This window comes from Bradyrhizobium sp. SZCCHNR1017, assembly GCF_032381375.1.
GTDB lineage: Bacteria > Pseudomonadota > Alphaproteobacteria > Rhizobiales > Xanthobacteraceae > Bradyrhizobium.
On sequence record NZ_JAUHIR010000001.1, the window covers coordinates 127,654 to 142,732 of the forward strand.

Consider the following 15,079-nt stretch of genomic DNA (forward strand, 5'->3'; position numbering starts at 1 on the left):
GTCGTGAGCTCCGCTGCGCGCGCCGCGCTGCTGATACCATTGCTGCTCGGCGGCTGCGCGACGTCGTCCACGCCGCCGCCCGACGCCACCACGCAGTTCCACAACACCTACAACTATCTCCCCGTCAACGACGTGCCGCATGACGACCAGCGTCCGGTGTTGTCGGTCGAGCAGCAGGAGAAGCTGCGTAAGGAGCTGATGGCGGTGCGCGATCGCCAGGCGCCGGCTGTGGCGAAGGCGGCTGCGGGCAAGTCGGCAGCCGCCAAACCCGCCGCGGCAGATCCTGCCGGACCGAGATAGGCGCCGGCCGCGGGCGGAGCGGCGCTGTCCGGCCCGGATCATTCACCCCGGAGAATGCGAGCCTCAACGGGGCGCCCGGCGATCAGGACGCGTCGGCCGTCTAACGTGGCCCCGCCGCATCGGGCGCGGCCGCAACGACGGACCAATCGGAGATCGCACATGGACCATCTGACCTTGCCGCGAACCGGCGCATCCGGCGAGATCGCGACCTTCGGGCCGGTGCATCTGGAGGTCACGCATCTCGAGCGCGCGATCGATTTCTGGTGCGAGACCGCAGGTCTGCGCCTGCGCAAGCGCAACGGCGCGGCCGAGCTCGGCACGGCGGGCGAGACGCTCGTGGTGCTGCATCCCGGTGCGAAACGCCCGGCGCTGCGCGGCTTCTCCGGCCTCTATCATATCGCCATCCATGTGCCCGACCAGGCGGAATTCTCGCGGATGCTGCGCCGGCTGATCGCCAGCCGCACGCCGATCTCGCCGGTCGATCACGTGATGTCCAAGGCGATCTATCTCAACGATCCTGACGGGCTCGGCATCGAGTTCACGCTGGAGACGCCGGAGCGGTTCGGCGGCTACGGCACGTTCGAGACTGATTTCACCGTGTTCGATGCCGAAGGCCGGCCCTGCAGTGGCAGGAGCCCGCTCGACGTGCGCCACGAGCTGGCGCAGGCGAAAGGACCGCCGCTGTCGGCGCCGCTCGCCGACGCCGCGCGGATCGGCCATCTGCATCTGCACGTCCCGCGCATCGAGGCTGCGCGCACGTTCTACACCCGGCTTGGCTTCCTGCCCGGCGCATTCGCGCCACAGCTGGGGTTTGCCGATCTCGGCGCCGGCGGCGCCTACACCCACCGTATCGCATTGAACGTCTGGCAGGGGATCGATGCGCCGCCAGCACCCGCAGGCGTGGCGCGGCTGCGCGGCTTCTCGATCCGCTTCGACACCCGCGCGCGCCTCGACGCCGCGCTGCGCGGCTGTGACGAGGTGATCGTGCGGGGCGATCAGTACGTGCTGCGCGATCCCGCCGGCACCGCGCTGATGCTGACCGCCGAAGCCTGATTCATCCGCCCATGGAGCCGACAGCGTGACCGACCAGACCGAGCCGACACCACCGCTCTCGAAGCGCACCAAGGCTGCCAAGGTGCGCAAGGCCGCGCAGCATCCGAAACGTCCGGGCGCCGGCTGCAAGGCCGAGCCGGGCAGCTTCGTGCCGGTCGTCGACCGCAACCGATGCGAGGCCAAGGGCGACTGCGTCGAGGTGTGCCCCTACAACGTGTTCGACGTTGCGCCGATCAGCGGCGACGATTTCCGAGCGCTGTCCTTCCTCGGCAGGATGCGCGTGCGCTTTCACGGCATGAAGACGGCCTACACGCCGAAGAGCTATCTCTGCCTTGCCTGCGGCCTGTGCGTGGTGGCTTGCCCGGAGCGCGCCATTGATCTCGTGGAGGTCGCGGCGGGTGACAGCGCGACGTAGGAGTGGAGCCTGCGACCGCCCTGGTGCCGTCGACGTGATAGTCTACGCCGGTGGCTGAAAGCTCTTCAGCGCGCGGGTCTTGTACTCGTAGAGCTTGCCGGTCTCGGTCCACGACGGCAGGCACATCGGCACGATCAATTCGGCGACCTGCTCGGGCGTCTCGAGCGTCATCGGGTCTTCACCTGGGAACACCGTGGCGCGCATGCGGGTGCGGATCGGGCCCGGGCTGAACAAGTTGACGCGCAGCGCCGTGCGCTCGGTCTCGTGCGCCCATACCCGAGCCAGGGTCTCCAGCGCCGCCTTGGTGACGGCGTAGGGGCCGAGATAGGCCTGGGCCTTGTGAGCGGCGCCTGAGGTGAGGAACACCGCGCGGCCGGCGTCGGAGGCCTTCAGCAGCGGCTCCATGCAGCGGATCAGCTGGAAGTTGGCGGTGAGGTTGACCGCGACGACGTCGTTCCACGGCTTGAGGTCGATATGGCCGAGCGGTGAGGAGGGGCCGGGCACGGCGGCATTGCCGACGAGGATGTCGAGCTTGCCATGGCGCTCATGCAGCGCGGCGCCGAGCCGGGCGATGCCGTCGCTGTCGGTCATGCTGAGCGGCACCAGGGTGGCGCCGCTGCCGGTCTCTTTCCGGATCTCGTCGTCGAGCTCCTCCAGCCCGCCCTGGGTGCGGGCGACGGCGACGACATGCGCACCGGCGCGCGCGAGCGCGCGGGCGGTCGCATGGCCGATGCCGCGCGAGGCGCCGGTGACGAGGGCAATACGATTGGCGAGGGGAAGGGTCATCACGATCATCTCTCAGCCGTCGTCCCGGCGAACGCCGGGATCCATATTCCGCGGCGGTTATGATGGAGTTGGGTGGCTGTGGCTAGTCCTGCCCGACAAACGACGGCCGGTGGTCAGGGCCTCCGGCATGTGCCGGGACGACGGCCGATCGAACGCCGTCATTCCGGGGCGAGGCCGTTAGGCCTCGAACCCGGAATCTAGAGGTCAGGCGCACAAAACAATTTCGAGATTCCGGGTTCGATGCTGCGCATCGCCCCGGAATGACGGTGTGGGGAGAGAGCCTCAGCTCGCCTCGGCCAGGAGCGACAATTGCTGCTGGGTCGGCTCGACCAGCGACTGGTCGGTGAGGTGGGTCGGATAGCTGCCGGTGAAGCAGTGGTCGGCGTATTTCGGCGCGGCGGGGTCGCGGGCCGGCTCGCCCATGGCGCGGTACATGCCGTCGATCGACAGGAACGCCAGCGAGTCGGCGCCGATCAGCTCGCGCATCTCCTCGAGCGAATGCGTCGCCGCCAAGAGGCCGCCACGGTCCGGCAGGTCGATGCCGTAATAGTCGGGGTAGAGGATCGGCGGCGAGGCGAGGCGGAAATGCACCTCTGTGGCGCCGGCGTCGCGCATCATGCGCACGATCTTGCGCGAGGTGGTACCGCGCACCAGCGAGTCGTCGATCAGGATGATGCGCTTGCCTTCGATCGCGGCGCGGTTGGCCGAGTGCTTCATGCGCACGCCGGATTCGCGGATCGCCTGCGTCGGCTGGATGAAGGTGCGGCCGACATAGTGATTGCGGATGATGCCGAGCTCGAACGGCACGCCCGAATGCTGGCTGTAGCCGATCGCCGCCGGCACGCCGGAATCGGGCACCGGCACGACGACGTCGACGTCGGGATGGCTCTCGCGCGCGAGCTGCGCGCCGAATGCCTTGCGGACCTCGTAGACCGAGCGGCCGCCGACCACTGAGTCGGGCCGGGCGAAGTAGATGTATTCGAAGACGCAGGGACGCGCCGGCTTCGGCGGGAACGGCTTGTGGCTGTGGGCGCCGTTTTCATCGAAGATCACGACCTCGCCCGGCTCGATGTCGCGGATGTAGCGTGCGCCGATCATGTCGAGCGCGCAGGTCTCCGAGGCCAGGATCGGGCAGCCCTCGAGCTCGCCATACACCAGCGGGCGGATGCCGAGGGGATCGCGGGCGCCGATCAGCTTCTTGTTGGTCATGCAGACCAGCGAGTAGGCGCCTTCGAGCGCGCGCAGCGCCTCGATGAAGCGGTCGATGAAATTGGTGCGGCGGGAATGCGCGACCAGATGCAGGATCACCTCGGTGTCGGTGGTCGACTGCATGATGGCGCCGGCGCGCACCAGCTCGCGGCGGAGCGTGAGCCCGTTGGTGAGGTTGCCGTTGTGGCCGACAGCGAAGCCGCCGGCATTGAGCTCGGCGAACAGCGGCTGCACGTTGCGCAGGATCGTGGCGCCGGTGGTCGCGTAGCGCACGTGACCGATCGCGGCGTTGCCGGGCAGGCGCTCGATCACCTCGCGGCGGGAGAAGGTGTCGCCGACGAGGCCCAGGCGGCGCTCGCTGTGGAAGCGCGTGCCGTCATAGGAGACGATGCCGGCGGCTTCCTGGCCGCGATGCTGGAGCGCGTGCAGGCCGAGCGCGGTGATCGCGGCGGCGTCATTGTGCCCATAAATGCCGAACACGCCGCACTCTTCGCGCAGCGTGTCTCCGTCAAGGTCTGGGTCTCTGAGGTAGGCTTGAGGTCCGAAGTCCAGATCCGCGTGAGTATCCGCTTGGGCTTCGCCGGAAGAATCGTGGTGCAGGTCCATCGCGCCTCTCTTCTGGGCTGAGCTCACTTGGCCGCGGGTTTCTCGATCAGCTTCTTCAAGCTGTCGCGGGCAGGCTTGCTATACCCATCGCCGCCCGCTCCGGGCGACTCGGTGTCAGTCTGGTCGTCGTCCGGCTTGTTCTTCTTGAATTTCTTTAAAATGGTGTTCTCGGGATCATCAGGCAAGAGCGACATCAGCCAATCCCCGGTTCCCTGCAGGACCACGCGGGATTTGGCACCGGTGACCCAGTCCGGGCGCTGCTTGTCCGGCACCAGCCAGCTGAAGAACAGGAAGGCGACGACCACGATCAGCAGGCCGCGGCCCAGTCCGAACAGGAATCCGAGGGTGCGGTCGAGCGCGCCGATGCGCGAATCGAGAATCATGTCGGAGATTTTGACCGTGATCACCGAGACGATCAGCAGGGTGCCCACGAAAGTACCGGCGACGACGACCACGCTCGCGACGGTATCGTTGTTGAAATAGGTCTTGGCGGTCGGCAGCAGCTTGGAGAATGAATAAAGCGTGACCAGGGCGGCCGCGCCCCAGGCTGCGATCGACAGCACCTCGCGCATGAAGCCCCGGACCATCGCGAGCAGCCCCGACACCAGCATCACGCCGAGCAGGATGAGATCGAGGATCGTTATCGGCATCGGCTGCTCAGGTCCGCTTCACAGGTCCAAGGTTCGCTTCGAGTCGACGGAGGACCGCCCCTCCGGGAGGAGGACAGCGAGGTTCCCCGGCAAGTCCGGACGGCTGCACGATCCCGTGTGGGCGACCGGTTGCGGCGTTGTATAGCGGCGAGTCACGCGAACGTCACGGTCCGGCTAGCCGTCCTGGCGGCGGAATCTCGCCGGTGTGGCATTTTTTTCGGCATGGCTGGGGCCGCGGCGGCCCTGGTCGCCGTCTTCGCGGCTGCTGTCGTGTCGGGCACGAGGCGTGCCGCGCGCGGCGATGTCGGCCACCAGGCTGGTCAATCCGCCGACGGTATTGAGGCTGAGCCCGGCGTCGCCGCCGGCCTCGCCGCGGGCGCGCTCCGGCAGTACCACGCGGCCGAAGCCGAGCTTGGCAGCCTCCTTCAGCCGAGCCGAGGTCTGTGCCACCGGTCGGACCGCGCCCGACAGCGAGATTTCGCCGAAATAGACCGCATCGGGCGGCAGCGGAGCGTTGACCAGCGAGGAGACCAGAGCCGCGGCCGCGGCGAGATCCGCCGCAGGCTCGTTGATGCGCAGGCCGCCGGCGACGTTGAGATAGACGTCGTGGCCCGACAGCTTGACGCCGCAATGCGCCTCCAGCACGGCCAGCACCATCGACAGCCGGCTCGGATCCCAGCCGACCACGGCGCGGCGCGGCGTGCCGAGCGAGGTCGGCGCCACCAGGGCCTGGATTTCGACCAGCACGGGGCGCGTGCCCTCGATCCCGGCAAAGACCGCCGTGCCGGGGCTGCCGAGATCGCGCTCGGACAGGAACAGCTCGGAGGGGTTGGTGACCTCGCGCAGACCCAATCCGGTCATTTCGAACACGCCGATCTCGTCGGTCGGGCCGAACCGGTTCTTGACCGCGCGCAGGATGCGGAACTGCTGCGAGCCCTCGCCCTCGAACGACAGCACCGCGTCGACCATGTGCTCGACGACGCGGGGCCCGGCGATCTGGCCGTCCTTGGTGACGTGGCCGACCAGGATGATCGCGGCGCCGGATTTCTTGGCGAACCTGATCAGCTTCTGCGCCGAGGCACGCACTTGCGTCACCGTGCCCGGTGCCGATTCGACGGTGTCGGTCCACATCGTCTGGATCGAATCGATCACGATCAGTCGCGGCACGCCGCCTTCGGACAGGGTCGCGATGATGTCCTCGACCGACGTCTCAGCCGCCAGTTGTACCGGCGCATCCGCAAGCCCGAGGCGCTCGGCGCGCAGCCGCACCTGGGCGACAGCTTCCTCGCCGGAAATGTAGACCGCGCGATGGCCGGCGCGCGCCAGCATCGAGGTCGCCTGGGTCAGCAACGTCGATTTGCCGATGCCGGGATCGCCGCCGACCAAGAGCACCGAGCCGCGGACGAAGCCGCCGCCGGTGACGCGGTCGAGCTCGGTCATGCCCGACGACAGCCGCGGCGCGTCGATGGTCTTGCCGGTCAGCGATTCCAACTGGAACGTGCGGCCCTTGCGCTTGGAGCGCAGCGAGACCGGCGCGGAGGTCGCGCCCGTCGTGTCTTCCTCGGCCAAGGTGTTCCACTCGCCGCAGGCCTCGCACTTGCCCTGCCAGCGCGAATAGGCCGCGCCGCAGTTCTGGCAGACGAAGGAGAGCGTGGTCTTGGCCATGAGGTGAGAATCGGTGCGGTCAGGAGTGGGTGGCGTTCCATAACATACTTAGGCCCGCGGCCAGCATGATGCCATCCATCACCACGCGGAACACATCGGGCTTCATGTGCAGCACGAAGCGCTTGGCGACGAAGGCGCCAGCCATCAGCGAGCCGCCGGCGATCAGACCCTTGAGCAGAATGTCAGGCGTCAGCGCGCCGAAGCGCTGGAAGGTGATGGATTTCGAGACATAGAGCCCGAGCGAGCTCGCGGCCTCGGTGGCGAGGAAGGCGCCTTTCGACAGGCCATAGAACAGGAACAGCGGCACGCTCAGCGGTCCGGTCGAGACCACGATGCCGGTGAGGAAACCGATGATCGCGCCGCCGAGCGCGAGATGCCAGAGGTTGGCCTTGAGGTCGTGCCGCGTCAGCCAATGCCGTACCGGTACCATCGCCATCAGGAACAGCCCGATCGTGATATCGACCGCCTGCGACGGCAGGATCAGCAAGGTGCGCGCGCCGAGTGCGGCGGCCGGAATGCCGGTGACCGAATAGGCCGCGCAGGCGCGCCAGTCGACCTCGCGCCACCACGCCAGGATGCGCGACAGGTTCGCCATGACCGCAGCGACCGCCATGATCGGCACGGCCTCCTTCGGGCCGTACTCGTAGGCCAGCACCGGCATCAGCATGATCGACGAGCCGGTGCCGACGATGCCGGACAAGGTGCCGGCCACGAGGCCGACCGCGAGAACGAAGAGGAAGCCCAAGATTTTCGCGCCTTCGTGATGGCGGGCAAGATCTCTCTCCCGTCATTGCGAGCGGAGCGAAGCAATCCAGAGTCGCGCGCATGACTCTGGATTGCTTCGTCGCTTCGCTCCTCGCAATGATGGATGAGAGAAACAGGGCCCAGGTGGTTAACGGGTGGTTCGAGCCGACTCGAAATCGGCGATGATTGTGCGTCCGCATCATTAAAAGTTGAAGCGTATTCCTCGCACGTCCGCCGATGTTCTCGGACGATGACGATGAGCAAAACGCCAATGTCCTTGCAGATGCGGCCGTCCATGACGGCAACCGCCGGGGCGGAGTTCCCCTGGTTCACGGCCGCGATGCTGGCCATGGAAGCCGGCGAGGTCATCCGACTCCGGCTGGAAAAATTCGCGCGCGGCGAAGCCGATGCGGGCGAGGAGGCGGAGTTGATGGTCAGCGAAAAGCTCGCCGCAGCCCTGGAGGCGACGGCGAAGCTGATGGCCGGCGCCAGCCCGGCGGCGGTCGTCGATCTCTATCGGGATTATGTCGCGGCGAACGCCGAGCGGCTGTCGGCGTAAGCCCCGCGCAGTCCGATTGCGTTGGACTGCGGATGTCGAGCAACCGGGCGCGGACGAGCTGGTCGAAACGCCGCCGACCGGGCGGTTTCATGCGTCCAGGTGCGGTGTTGCCATCGCGATGAAGATCGGACACCTTCCCGAAAACACCGACCGCTGTTCACTTCCTTTCGCCGGACCGATCCAGTGCGACTGCTCATACGCCTCATGCAACGCGTGCTGGTCGCCGGGCTGGGGATCTTCACGGTCTGGCTGATCGTCTTCGTGGTGTTCGAGACCGCGAACCGCAGGCTGCCCTGGATTGTCGCAGTCGGCGTCAGCTACGCGTTCGCGGCCTATGTCGTTCTGCCCCGCGTGATCCGGTTGAGTCTCAGGATTCTTCAGAAGCGGCGAGTGCCCAGCTACACGATCACGGGTGATGGATTGCCCGGCGACCCCGTCAATCTCGCCCTGGTCGGGACGCTCCAACAGCTTCGCGCAAGCTTTGCTGCGGTGGGTTGGTCTGAAGCGGACCGATTGGGCCTGACGAGCTCTTGGGCCATGATCCGCGCCTTCGTCCTCGATACGCCTTACCCCACCGCTCCGTTCAGCACGCTCTATCTGTTCGGACGCGGCCAGGATATCGGCTTTCAGAAAGCCATCGGCAACAGCCCGCGACAGCGCCATCACGTCAGGTTCTGGGCTGTTGGTCTGGCACACGCAGAGCAAACCTGGAATGCAGGCGATTTCTGGTCCAACGCCGATCGGCCGGCGGTCGATGAATCCGCTCTGTGGGTCGGAGCCGGCACGAAGGACACCGGCCTATCGTTCACTCGATTGACGTTTCAGGTCACGCACGCCACCGATCCGGATGTCAACGCCGAGCGGGACTACATCATGGCCGAACTGATCAGGACACGATCGATCGAGACCGTGGAGCTGTACAAAGCCGGTCAGAGCCTCCCTGAGCGGGTCAATCACTACGTGACGGACGGTGACATTGCGTTGGCGAGCATGTTGGTCTCCACCACGGACGACGGCACATGATTGCCGTCGTCTGTCTAATGGACATGCTGACGAGCCTCTTTCGATGTCGTTCGCTCTGCTCGGGGCCGGACCAGGAAGGCGGTGCCGAGCAGGACGACCATCGCCACGCAGACGACCGTCAGGAACGCCTGATCGAAGGCGCGGTGAGCGTGCGAGGTGACGATGGCAGCGACTTCGGTTGGCAGCCGCTCGGCAGCGATCAGCGCCTCGTCGATGCTGTCGCGCGCAACGGCGGGAATGCCGAGGCCGTCGGGCAGAACCATGAACGCCGTATAGACTCCGGACAGGATGCTCCCGAAAATGCTGATGCCGATCGTGCCGCCGAGCTCGAACGACACCTCCTCGATCGACGCGGCCATGCCTTCGCGGCCTTCAGGCGCGTGATTCATCACGGAGTTGGAGGCGGCGGCAATGGATGCTCCGAGCCCGAGCCCGTTGATCGCGATGCAGACCAATTGCAGGGCCAGATTGGCGTTGTAGCAGAGCAGGTAGCCGGCCGCGCCGATGCCGGCGATCAACAGCGCGCCGGACATCGTGGTGGCGGCGCCCACGCGACGGAGCATGAGGCTCGCGAGCGGCCCGCCGATGAATGCACCGAGCGGGGCCGGCAGGATGTACAATGCCGCCTGCAGCGGCGAGTAGCCGAGGACGAGTTGCAGGCGCTGGCTGATCGCGAGCTCCGTCCCCGCAATGGCAAGTGAAGCCACGATCGCGGTGATCACGCTGAGCGTGAACTCGACGTTTCGGAACAGGGTGAAGTCGAGCAAAGGATCCTCGAGACGCAATTGACGGCGTACGAACACCGTCAACATGATGACCGTCGCGACAGCCGTGCCGGCAAGGACGACATAGGAAGACTGGCGACTGCCGAGCTCCTCGACGACGTAGGCGAAGCCGATCAGCCCGGCCATCACCTGCACTGAACCGAGGAGGTCCCAGTCGCGCTCAGCACGATCGGCCGGTGCAGGAATCAGCAGCAGGCCGGCGACCAGCGCCAGGACGACGAGCGGCACGTTGATCAGAAAGACCGAGCCCCACCAGAAATATTCCAGCAGGACACCGCCGACCAACGGGCCGACTGCCGCCCCGCTGGACGCAACGGCTCCCCAGATCGCGATGGCGAGCGCCCGTTCGTGGTCATCGGAGAAGGTGATGCGAATAATCGACAGCGTCGCCGGCATCATCAGCGCGGCGCCGATCGCGAGCAGGACGCGTCCGCCAACCAGGATGGTGGCGGTCGGCGAATAGGCGGCGACGACCGAGGCCAGTCCGAAGACGATGAGGCCGGCGACGAATGTCCTCTTGTGCCCGACGCGATCGCCGAGCGAGCCGAAGCCCGGAAGCAGGCCGGCGACGACGAGCCCGTAGGCCATGACGATCCACAATTTCTCCGAGGCGGTTGCTCCGAGCTCATGGGTCAGGCTGGGCAGCGCGGTATAGAGCACCGTCATGTCGATGACGACGAGCGCCAGCGCGCTGGAGACGGTCAGGAGGATCAGCCAGCGATTACGTTTCGACATCGGCGAATCCGCCGGCGCAAGATTCTGTTCAGTCCGTGCATTCGCCATCTCGTGCACCGTCCTCATTCCCATTCAGAGTCTGTCGCGATGCGTGATCCGGCCGTTCATCATCGTCAGCTGAACGTTCACCTTGCCGATCTCGTGCGGCCCGACATCGAACAGGTTCTTCTCCAGCACGATCAGATCGGCCAGCTTCCCGACCTTGATGGAGCCGATCTTATCCTCCATGCGCATCTGGTAAGCTCCATTGATTGTGTAGCCTCGAATGAGCTGCGGCAGGCTCAGGCGTTCGGCGGCGGGCGGATGGACCAGGCCGTCGGGCTTGCCGGGTTCCTGGCGCGTATGGCCGGCCTGCACCGCCTCGAGCGGCTTGACCACGACCTTGGAGCCGGTCGCCAGGGCATCCATTCCGAACGACACTGTGACGCCTTGGTCGATGAACGTCTTGAAGCTGTACATGCGGCTCCAGCGCTCTTCGCCGTAGATCTCGCGGATGCGACGCTGGCTCGTATCCGGCACGCCCCACTGGATCTGGGTGTTCGCAATCAGGCCGAGCTTTCTGAAGCGCGCAATGTCCGAGGGCGCGGTGAGGAACGCGTGGCAGATGGTATGGCGACGGTTGCCGGGGCCCTGCCTGCCGAACGCGGCTTCGTATCCATCCAGGCTCATACGAACTGCGGCGTCGCCGACGGCGTGAAGGTGCGTATCGATTCCCTCCGCATGGGCTTCGCGCAGGATTCGATTCAACACGGGCGAGGGCAACAATGGTTCGCCGCGCCAATCCTGCCCTCCGGCATAGGGATCCAGCAGATAGGCGGTGCGGCTCAGCTCGGTGCCATCGACGATCAGCTTGAGCACCTCGGCCTTGACCAGCGGAGTGCGATAGCGCTTCCGATAGGCCCGAATGATCGGCAGCGGATCGACGTTGGGGTCGTTGTGATAGAGGCTGCCGATCACGCGTTGCAGCAGCTTGCCGCGGCTCTCGAGGTCGACCAGCATGTCGAAACCGTGATGCTGCTCGGTCGGCCAGGCGCTGAAGCCGGCATCGAAGAGGGTGGTGATGCCAGCGGCTGCGAGCTTGGGCTGCCATTCCTCGATGGCGGCGGCGGCTGACTTGAGGCCGAACGGTTCGATGCCGTGTTTTTCGAGCGTCTTCAGTACCGCGAACAGCGCGGGTACTTCCGAAATGAAGCCAGTCGGCTCGCCATTGGGATCCTTTTCGTACCAGGAGGAGCCGGGCACGACGTCGCGTGGGGTGTCCTTCGTGATGCCGGCCATCTCCAGCAGCTTGGAATTGACCCAGTAGCTGTGCAGATCGCAACTGACGAGCAGGACCGGCCGGTCAGGGAAGATCGCGTCCAGCGGTTCCTTGCGGGGACCCGAGGCGGGAAACGCGCCCGCGATCCATCCGAAGCCGAGAATGAACTTCTCGTCGGAATGCGTCTTGGCGTAATCGCGCAGGATCTCGGAGATGCGCTCAGGATCTTCCTCGTTGACCCAGGCGCCGCGGGCAAATGCCAGAGTGCAAAGATGCCAATGCGCCTCGACGAAGCCCGGCATCAGCATGCGGCCCTTGAGGTCGATGACCTCAGCCCCCCGTCTGGCAAACTTCATCGCTCCGGCATCGTCGCCGACATAGATGATCTTGTTGCCCTTGACGACGACGGCCGCCGCCCAGGGCTGCGAGCCTTCCACCGTGTAGACGCGCCCGCCGCGAAACACGGTCGTGCGATTGGGGGCGGCAAAAGCCGGAGCCGAGCCAGCGGCCGCGAATGCTGCGGCGGCAGCCGTGGTTGCAACCATCTGGCGACGGGTCAGTCCGCCGCCCTCCGGCTTCGACGCCGCGAACAGCGAACCGATGGCTGAGCCGCATGCGATGCACATTGTCCTGCTCCGAAAAGCCCACGTTCCGCGTGAGCCGCATCCTTCCCTGATCGAACGCTAAACTACGTTCCTCCGCGGCCGCCAGGATTGACCGCGATCAACTCGGCCTCAAAGGCGTCGAGCGTGCGCACGCAAACTGACGCTCTGGATGCTTGCTGATGGTGAAAATTCAAATCGAATGCCTTCAACAGGATTGCAGACCGGATTGCTGCTCACGGCCACAGAGGCCGCTCGTTCCAAGCAGCGTCATTTTGGAAACAGGAAAGCCAGGCTGGCGCGAAACTGCCAATGCGATGCCTGGTCCGGCTTCAGCAGATTGTAGTACGCGCCCACCTCGGCATTGATCGGCTGCTTATCGACCATGAAGAGCTTGCCCACGCCGACGCCGATCGGGACGACCCAGCGATCATTCCCCTTCGCGAGCCAGTTCGCCGTAATGATGGGACTCGAGCTGATGTAGGACCCGTCGGAGAAGTTGTAGGTCACGAAGTACTGCAGCATCATCTGGTTCACCGGCGCGCGGTCGCTCGGACCTGCAAACGACCAGATGTTGTTGGCGAGCACCCCCAGCACCCATGGACCCGGCATGGTCAGCGCGACAATGGTCGGACCTGCGCTCCATTTTCCCGAACCGAGGGCGGGATCGGTCGCCGACGGATAGGAAAAGGTCGGGCCGACACCCCAGATGAGGGCGCCCGAATGGGACGGGGTGAGCGCGAAGATCTGGTTGATGTCGCCGACCCCGCCGATCCGGCCTTGCTCGGGGGAAAAGCGGACCTGGGCGATGCCGGGAATGGTCGTGCGCGTCACCAGATTCCAGTCGGCATTGAGCTGGAACGGGATGACCGGCTCGATCTTGAAGACGTCGGCCGTCTGCCGGTACGGGCCCGTATTCGGCATGGCGATATTCTCAAGGCCGACGCTGATCGTGTCCGCGATCGGGTTCTGCGCCGTCTTGGCCAGATCTTCGAGCGACGGCGTCTTGGCCTGCTGTGCCAGGGCGCCGGAGTCATGGCAGAGTGCCGAAATCAGGAGCAACAGAACCACCTGTCGGAAGGCTCTCGGCGTCGTCGACCTCGCTGTCGAAGCGCTGCTCTTGCAGCCACTGTCTCGCGTCCACACCGCGTGGCCCCGCTGCATCACGTGAAGGTCGGAAAACGCTCGTCCGCGAACAGGGACCGCCGGAGACGGGACCAGTTGGACGCGAACTGGAACGTGTCGAGATCGGTGTAGGTCTGGCCGATCACCTGCATGCCCGAGGGCATGCGTTCCTCGACCAAGCCGAGCGGGACATCGACGACCGGATAGCGGTTGAGCAGATTCCAGTGCCACGTCAGCGCCAAGCCCAGACCGGTGCCCACCCACGGGTCCACCTTGTTCTCCTTGCTCTTGAACATGTCGGCCCCGACAAGAGGCGTTGCCATGGTCGGCATGAGCAGGATGCGGTACCCCTTGCCGAACACGCGCTGCTGGACCTGGCGGTGCAGCCGCTGCAGCAGCTCTTCGGCTTCTTCGGCCTGGCGCGGTCCGACCGGGCCGACCTGGTCGAGCATTTCGGTCATGTAGGGCGAGAGCTGATCGCGATGCGCATTCGAGATCTCGATCGCAGTGCCGATGGACGTCGACATCAGCCCACGGATGAAGACCATCTTGTGGGCCTTCGTGAAGCCGCAATCGACTTCGTCCACCGTGCAACCCGCGGCGCGCAGCGCCTCGATGCCTCTCAGCATCGCAGCCTTCACGGACGGTATGACGTCCGCAATGCCGGCGCCCCAATCCACGGCGATGCGCCACCCGGAAAGGCGCGGATAACGGGTGGGATAGTCGAGGCGAGGGCGCATCGCGGCCATCATCCGCTCGGACGGACCGACGATCGCGTTCTGGAGGCTGACGAGGTCGTCGAAGCGCCGCGCCATCGGGCCCGAGGTCGCGAACGGGATTTCCCCACCGGCCACGCGTCCGAACGGCGGCCTGAAGCCGTAGAGGCCACATTGCGAGGCGGGAATTCGGATCGAGCCGCCCATGTCCGAGCCCATGGCGAGCGTCGTGAAGCCTGCGGCCAACGCCGCGCCCGATCCCGCCGACGACCCGCCCGGAGAGTATTCCAGATTCCATGGATTGCGTGTCGTGCCCCAGGCGCGGGTGGATGCGCCGAGGAAGAGGTAGAATTCCGGTACGGTCGTCTGGAACGGCATGACGGCGCCGGCCGCCTCGAGCAAGTCGGTGATGGCCGAGTTTTCCGTTGCCGGCGGCGAGTCCTTGTAGAGGAGCGAGCCCTGTGTGATCCGCCAGCCCGGTCTGGAGAATTCGTCCTTGATGGCCACCGTGATCCCTTCGAGCGGCCTCGGGTTGCCGCGCCGATACCGGTCTTCGGACTGCTTGGCCTCCTTCATCGCCTGGTCGAAGTGCTCGTAGGTGATGCAATTGACCTTCGGGTTGTAGGCTTCGATCCGCTTGATCTGCGCCTTCAAGAGATCGACAGGCGACGCCTTGCGGGCCCGGAACATGGCGGTGAGATCGGCGACCGACGCGTAGCAGAGCGGATCGGCAGACTCGGCCCGCGCGGCCGGCAAACCGAGTTCGGACGCGACCAACGCCGCTCCCGCGCCTTTGATGAGCATTCTTCTGTCGATCATATACGCCTCCGTATGTCCGGGAATCGGTC

Annotated in this window: 14 protein-coding genes; 5 read left to right on the forward strand and 9 right to left on the reverse strand. The window is 65.8% G+C overall.

The window, feature by feature from the left end:
- The first annotated feature begins 3 nt into the window (after positions 1-3).
- The 3 genes from QW863_RS00620 to QW863_RS00630 all read left to right on the forward strand — a co-directional run bounded on the left by QW863_RS00620 (position 4) and on the right by QW863_RS00630 (position 1,768).
- Positions 4-300, forward strand: coding sequence for a hypothetical protein (locus QW863_RS00620; protein ID WP_315712468.1), 297 nt, complete (start codon positions 4-6; stop codon positions 298-300).
- 159 nt (positions 301-459) lie between these two features.
- Positions 460-1,353, forward strand: a complete 894-nt coding sequence (locus QW863_RS00625) for a VOC family protein (protein ID WP_315712467.1) — start codon at positions 460-462, stop codon at positions 1,351-1,353.
- Positions 1,354-1,378: 25 nt separating this feature from the next.
- Positions 1,379-1,768: a 4Fe-4S binding protein gene (locus QW863_RS00630; RefSeq protein ID WP_315712465.1), complete on the forward strand. Its 390-nt coding sequence runs from the start codon at positions 1,379-1,381 to the stop codon at positions 1,766-1,768.
- A gap of 42 nt (positions 1,769-1,810) precedes the next feature.
- On the opposite strand, the gene QW863_RS00635 is transcribed toward QW863_RS00630, so the two are convergent.
- From QW863_RS00635 to QW863_RS00655, 5 genes are all read right to left on the reverse strand, one after another.
- A complete protein-coding gene (locus QW863_RS00635) occupies positions 1,811-2,554 on the reverse strand; it encodes an SDR family NAD(P)-dependent oxidoreductase (RefSeq protein ID WP_315712464.1) in 744 nt (247 codons plus the stop codon).
- A 282-nt stretch (positions 2,555-2,836) separates the two neighbouring features.
- Complete coding sequence (purF, locus tag QW863_RS00640; RefSeq protein ID WP_315712462.1) at positions 2,837-4,369, reverse strand: amidophosphoribosyltransferase; 1,533 nt, start codon at positions 4,367-4,369, stop codon at positions 2,837-2,839.
- A 23-nt stretch (positions 4,370-4,392) separates the two neighbouring features.
- A complete protein-coding gene (locus QW863_RS00645; RefSeq protein ID WP_315712460.1) occupies positions 4,393-5,019 on the reverse strand; it encodes a CvpA family protein in 627 nt (208 codons plus the stop codon).
- Positions 5,020-5,193: 174 nt separating this feature from the next.
- Entirely contained in the window at positions 5,194-6,684 is a 1,491-nt protein-coding gene (gene radA, locus QW863_RS00650) for a DNA repair protein RadA (RefSeq protein ID WP_315712459.1), read from the reverse strand.
- A 19-nt stretch (positions 6,685-6,703) separates the two neighbouring features.
- Positions 6,704-7,429 (reverse strand): sulfite exporter TauE/SafE family protein, encoded by a 726-nt coding sequence (locus QW863_RS00655; protein ID WP_315712457.1) that lies wholly within the window; start codon positions 7,427-7,429, stop codon positions 6,704-6,706.
- Positions 7,430-7,699: 270 nt separating this feature from the next.
- On the opposite strand from QW863_RS00655, the gene QW863_RS00660 reads away from it, so the two are divergent.
- Positions 7,700-7,987, forward strand: coding sequence for a hypothetical protein (locus tag QW863_RS00660; protein WP_409977883.1), 288 nt, complete (start codon positions 7,700-7,702; stop codon positions 7,985-7,987).
- A 204-nt stretch (positions 7,988-8,191) separates the two neighbouring features.
- Complete coding sequence (locus QW863_RS00665; RefSeq protein WP_315712454.1) at positions 8,192-9,010, forward strand: LssY C-terminal domain-containing protein; 819 nt, start codon at positions 8,192-8,194, stop codon at positions 9,008-9,010.
- 14 nt (positions 9,011-9,024) lie between these two features.
- Here the strand turns inward: QW863_RS00665 and QW863_RS00670 are convergent, their stop codons facing one another.
- The 4 genes from QW863_RS00670 to QW863_RS00685 all read right to left on the reverse strand — a co-directional run bounded on the left by QW863_RS00670 (position 9,025) and on the right by QW863_RS00685 (position 15,050).
- Positions 9,025-10,530 (reverse strand): MFS transporter, encoded by a 1,506-nt coding sequence (locus QW863_RS00670; protein WP_315712453.1) that lies wholly within the window; start codon positions 10,528-10,530, stop codon positions 9,025-9,027.
- A 72-nt stretch (positions 10,531-10,602) separates the two neighbouring features.
- The gene (locus tag QW863_RS00675) at positions 10,603-12,414 is read right to left on the reverse strand and encodes an amidohydrolase (RefSeq protein ID WP_315712451.1); all 1,812 of its coding nucleotides are present in this window, start codon (positions 12,412-12,414) and stop codon (positions 10,603-10,605) included.
- A gap of 246 nt (positions 12,415-12,660) precedes the next feature.
- On the reverse strand, positions 12,661-13,461 hold the full coding sequence (locus tag QW863_RS00680) for a hypothetical protein (protein WP_315712449.1): 801 nt from the start codon (positions 13,459-13,461) through the stop codon (positions 12,661-12,663).
- Positions 13,462-13,553: 92 nt separating this feature from the next.
- Positions 13,554-15,050 carry an amidase gene (locus tag QW863_RS00685; protein WP_315712447.1) on the reverse strand — a complete coding sequence of 499 codons (1,497 nt, stop codon included), beginning with the start codon at positions 15,048-15,050 and terminating at the stop codon, positions 13,554-13,556.
- Between the last annotated feature and the right edge of the window lie 29 nt (positions 15,051-15,079).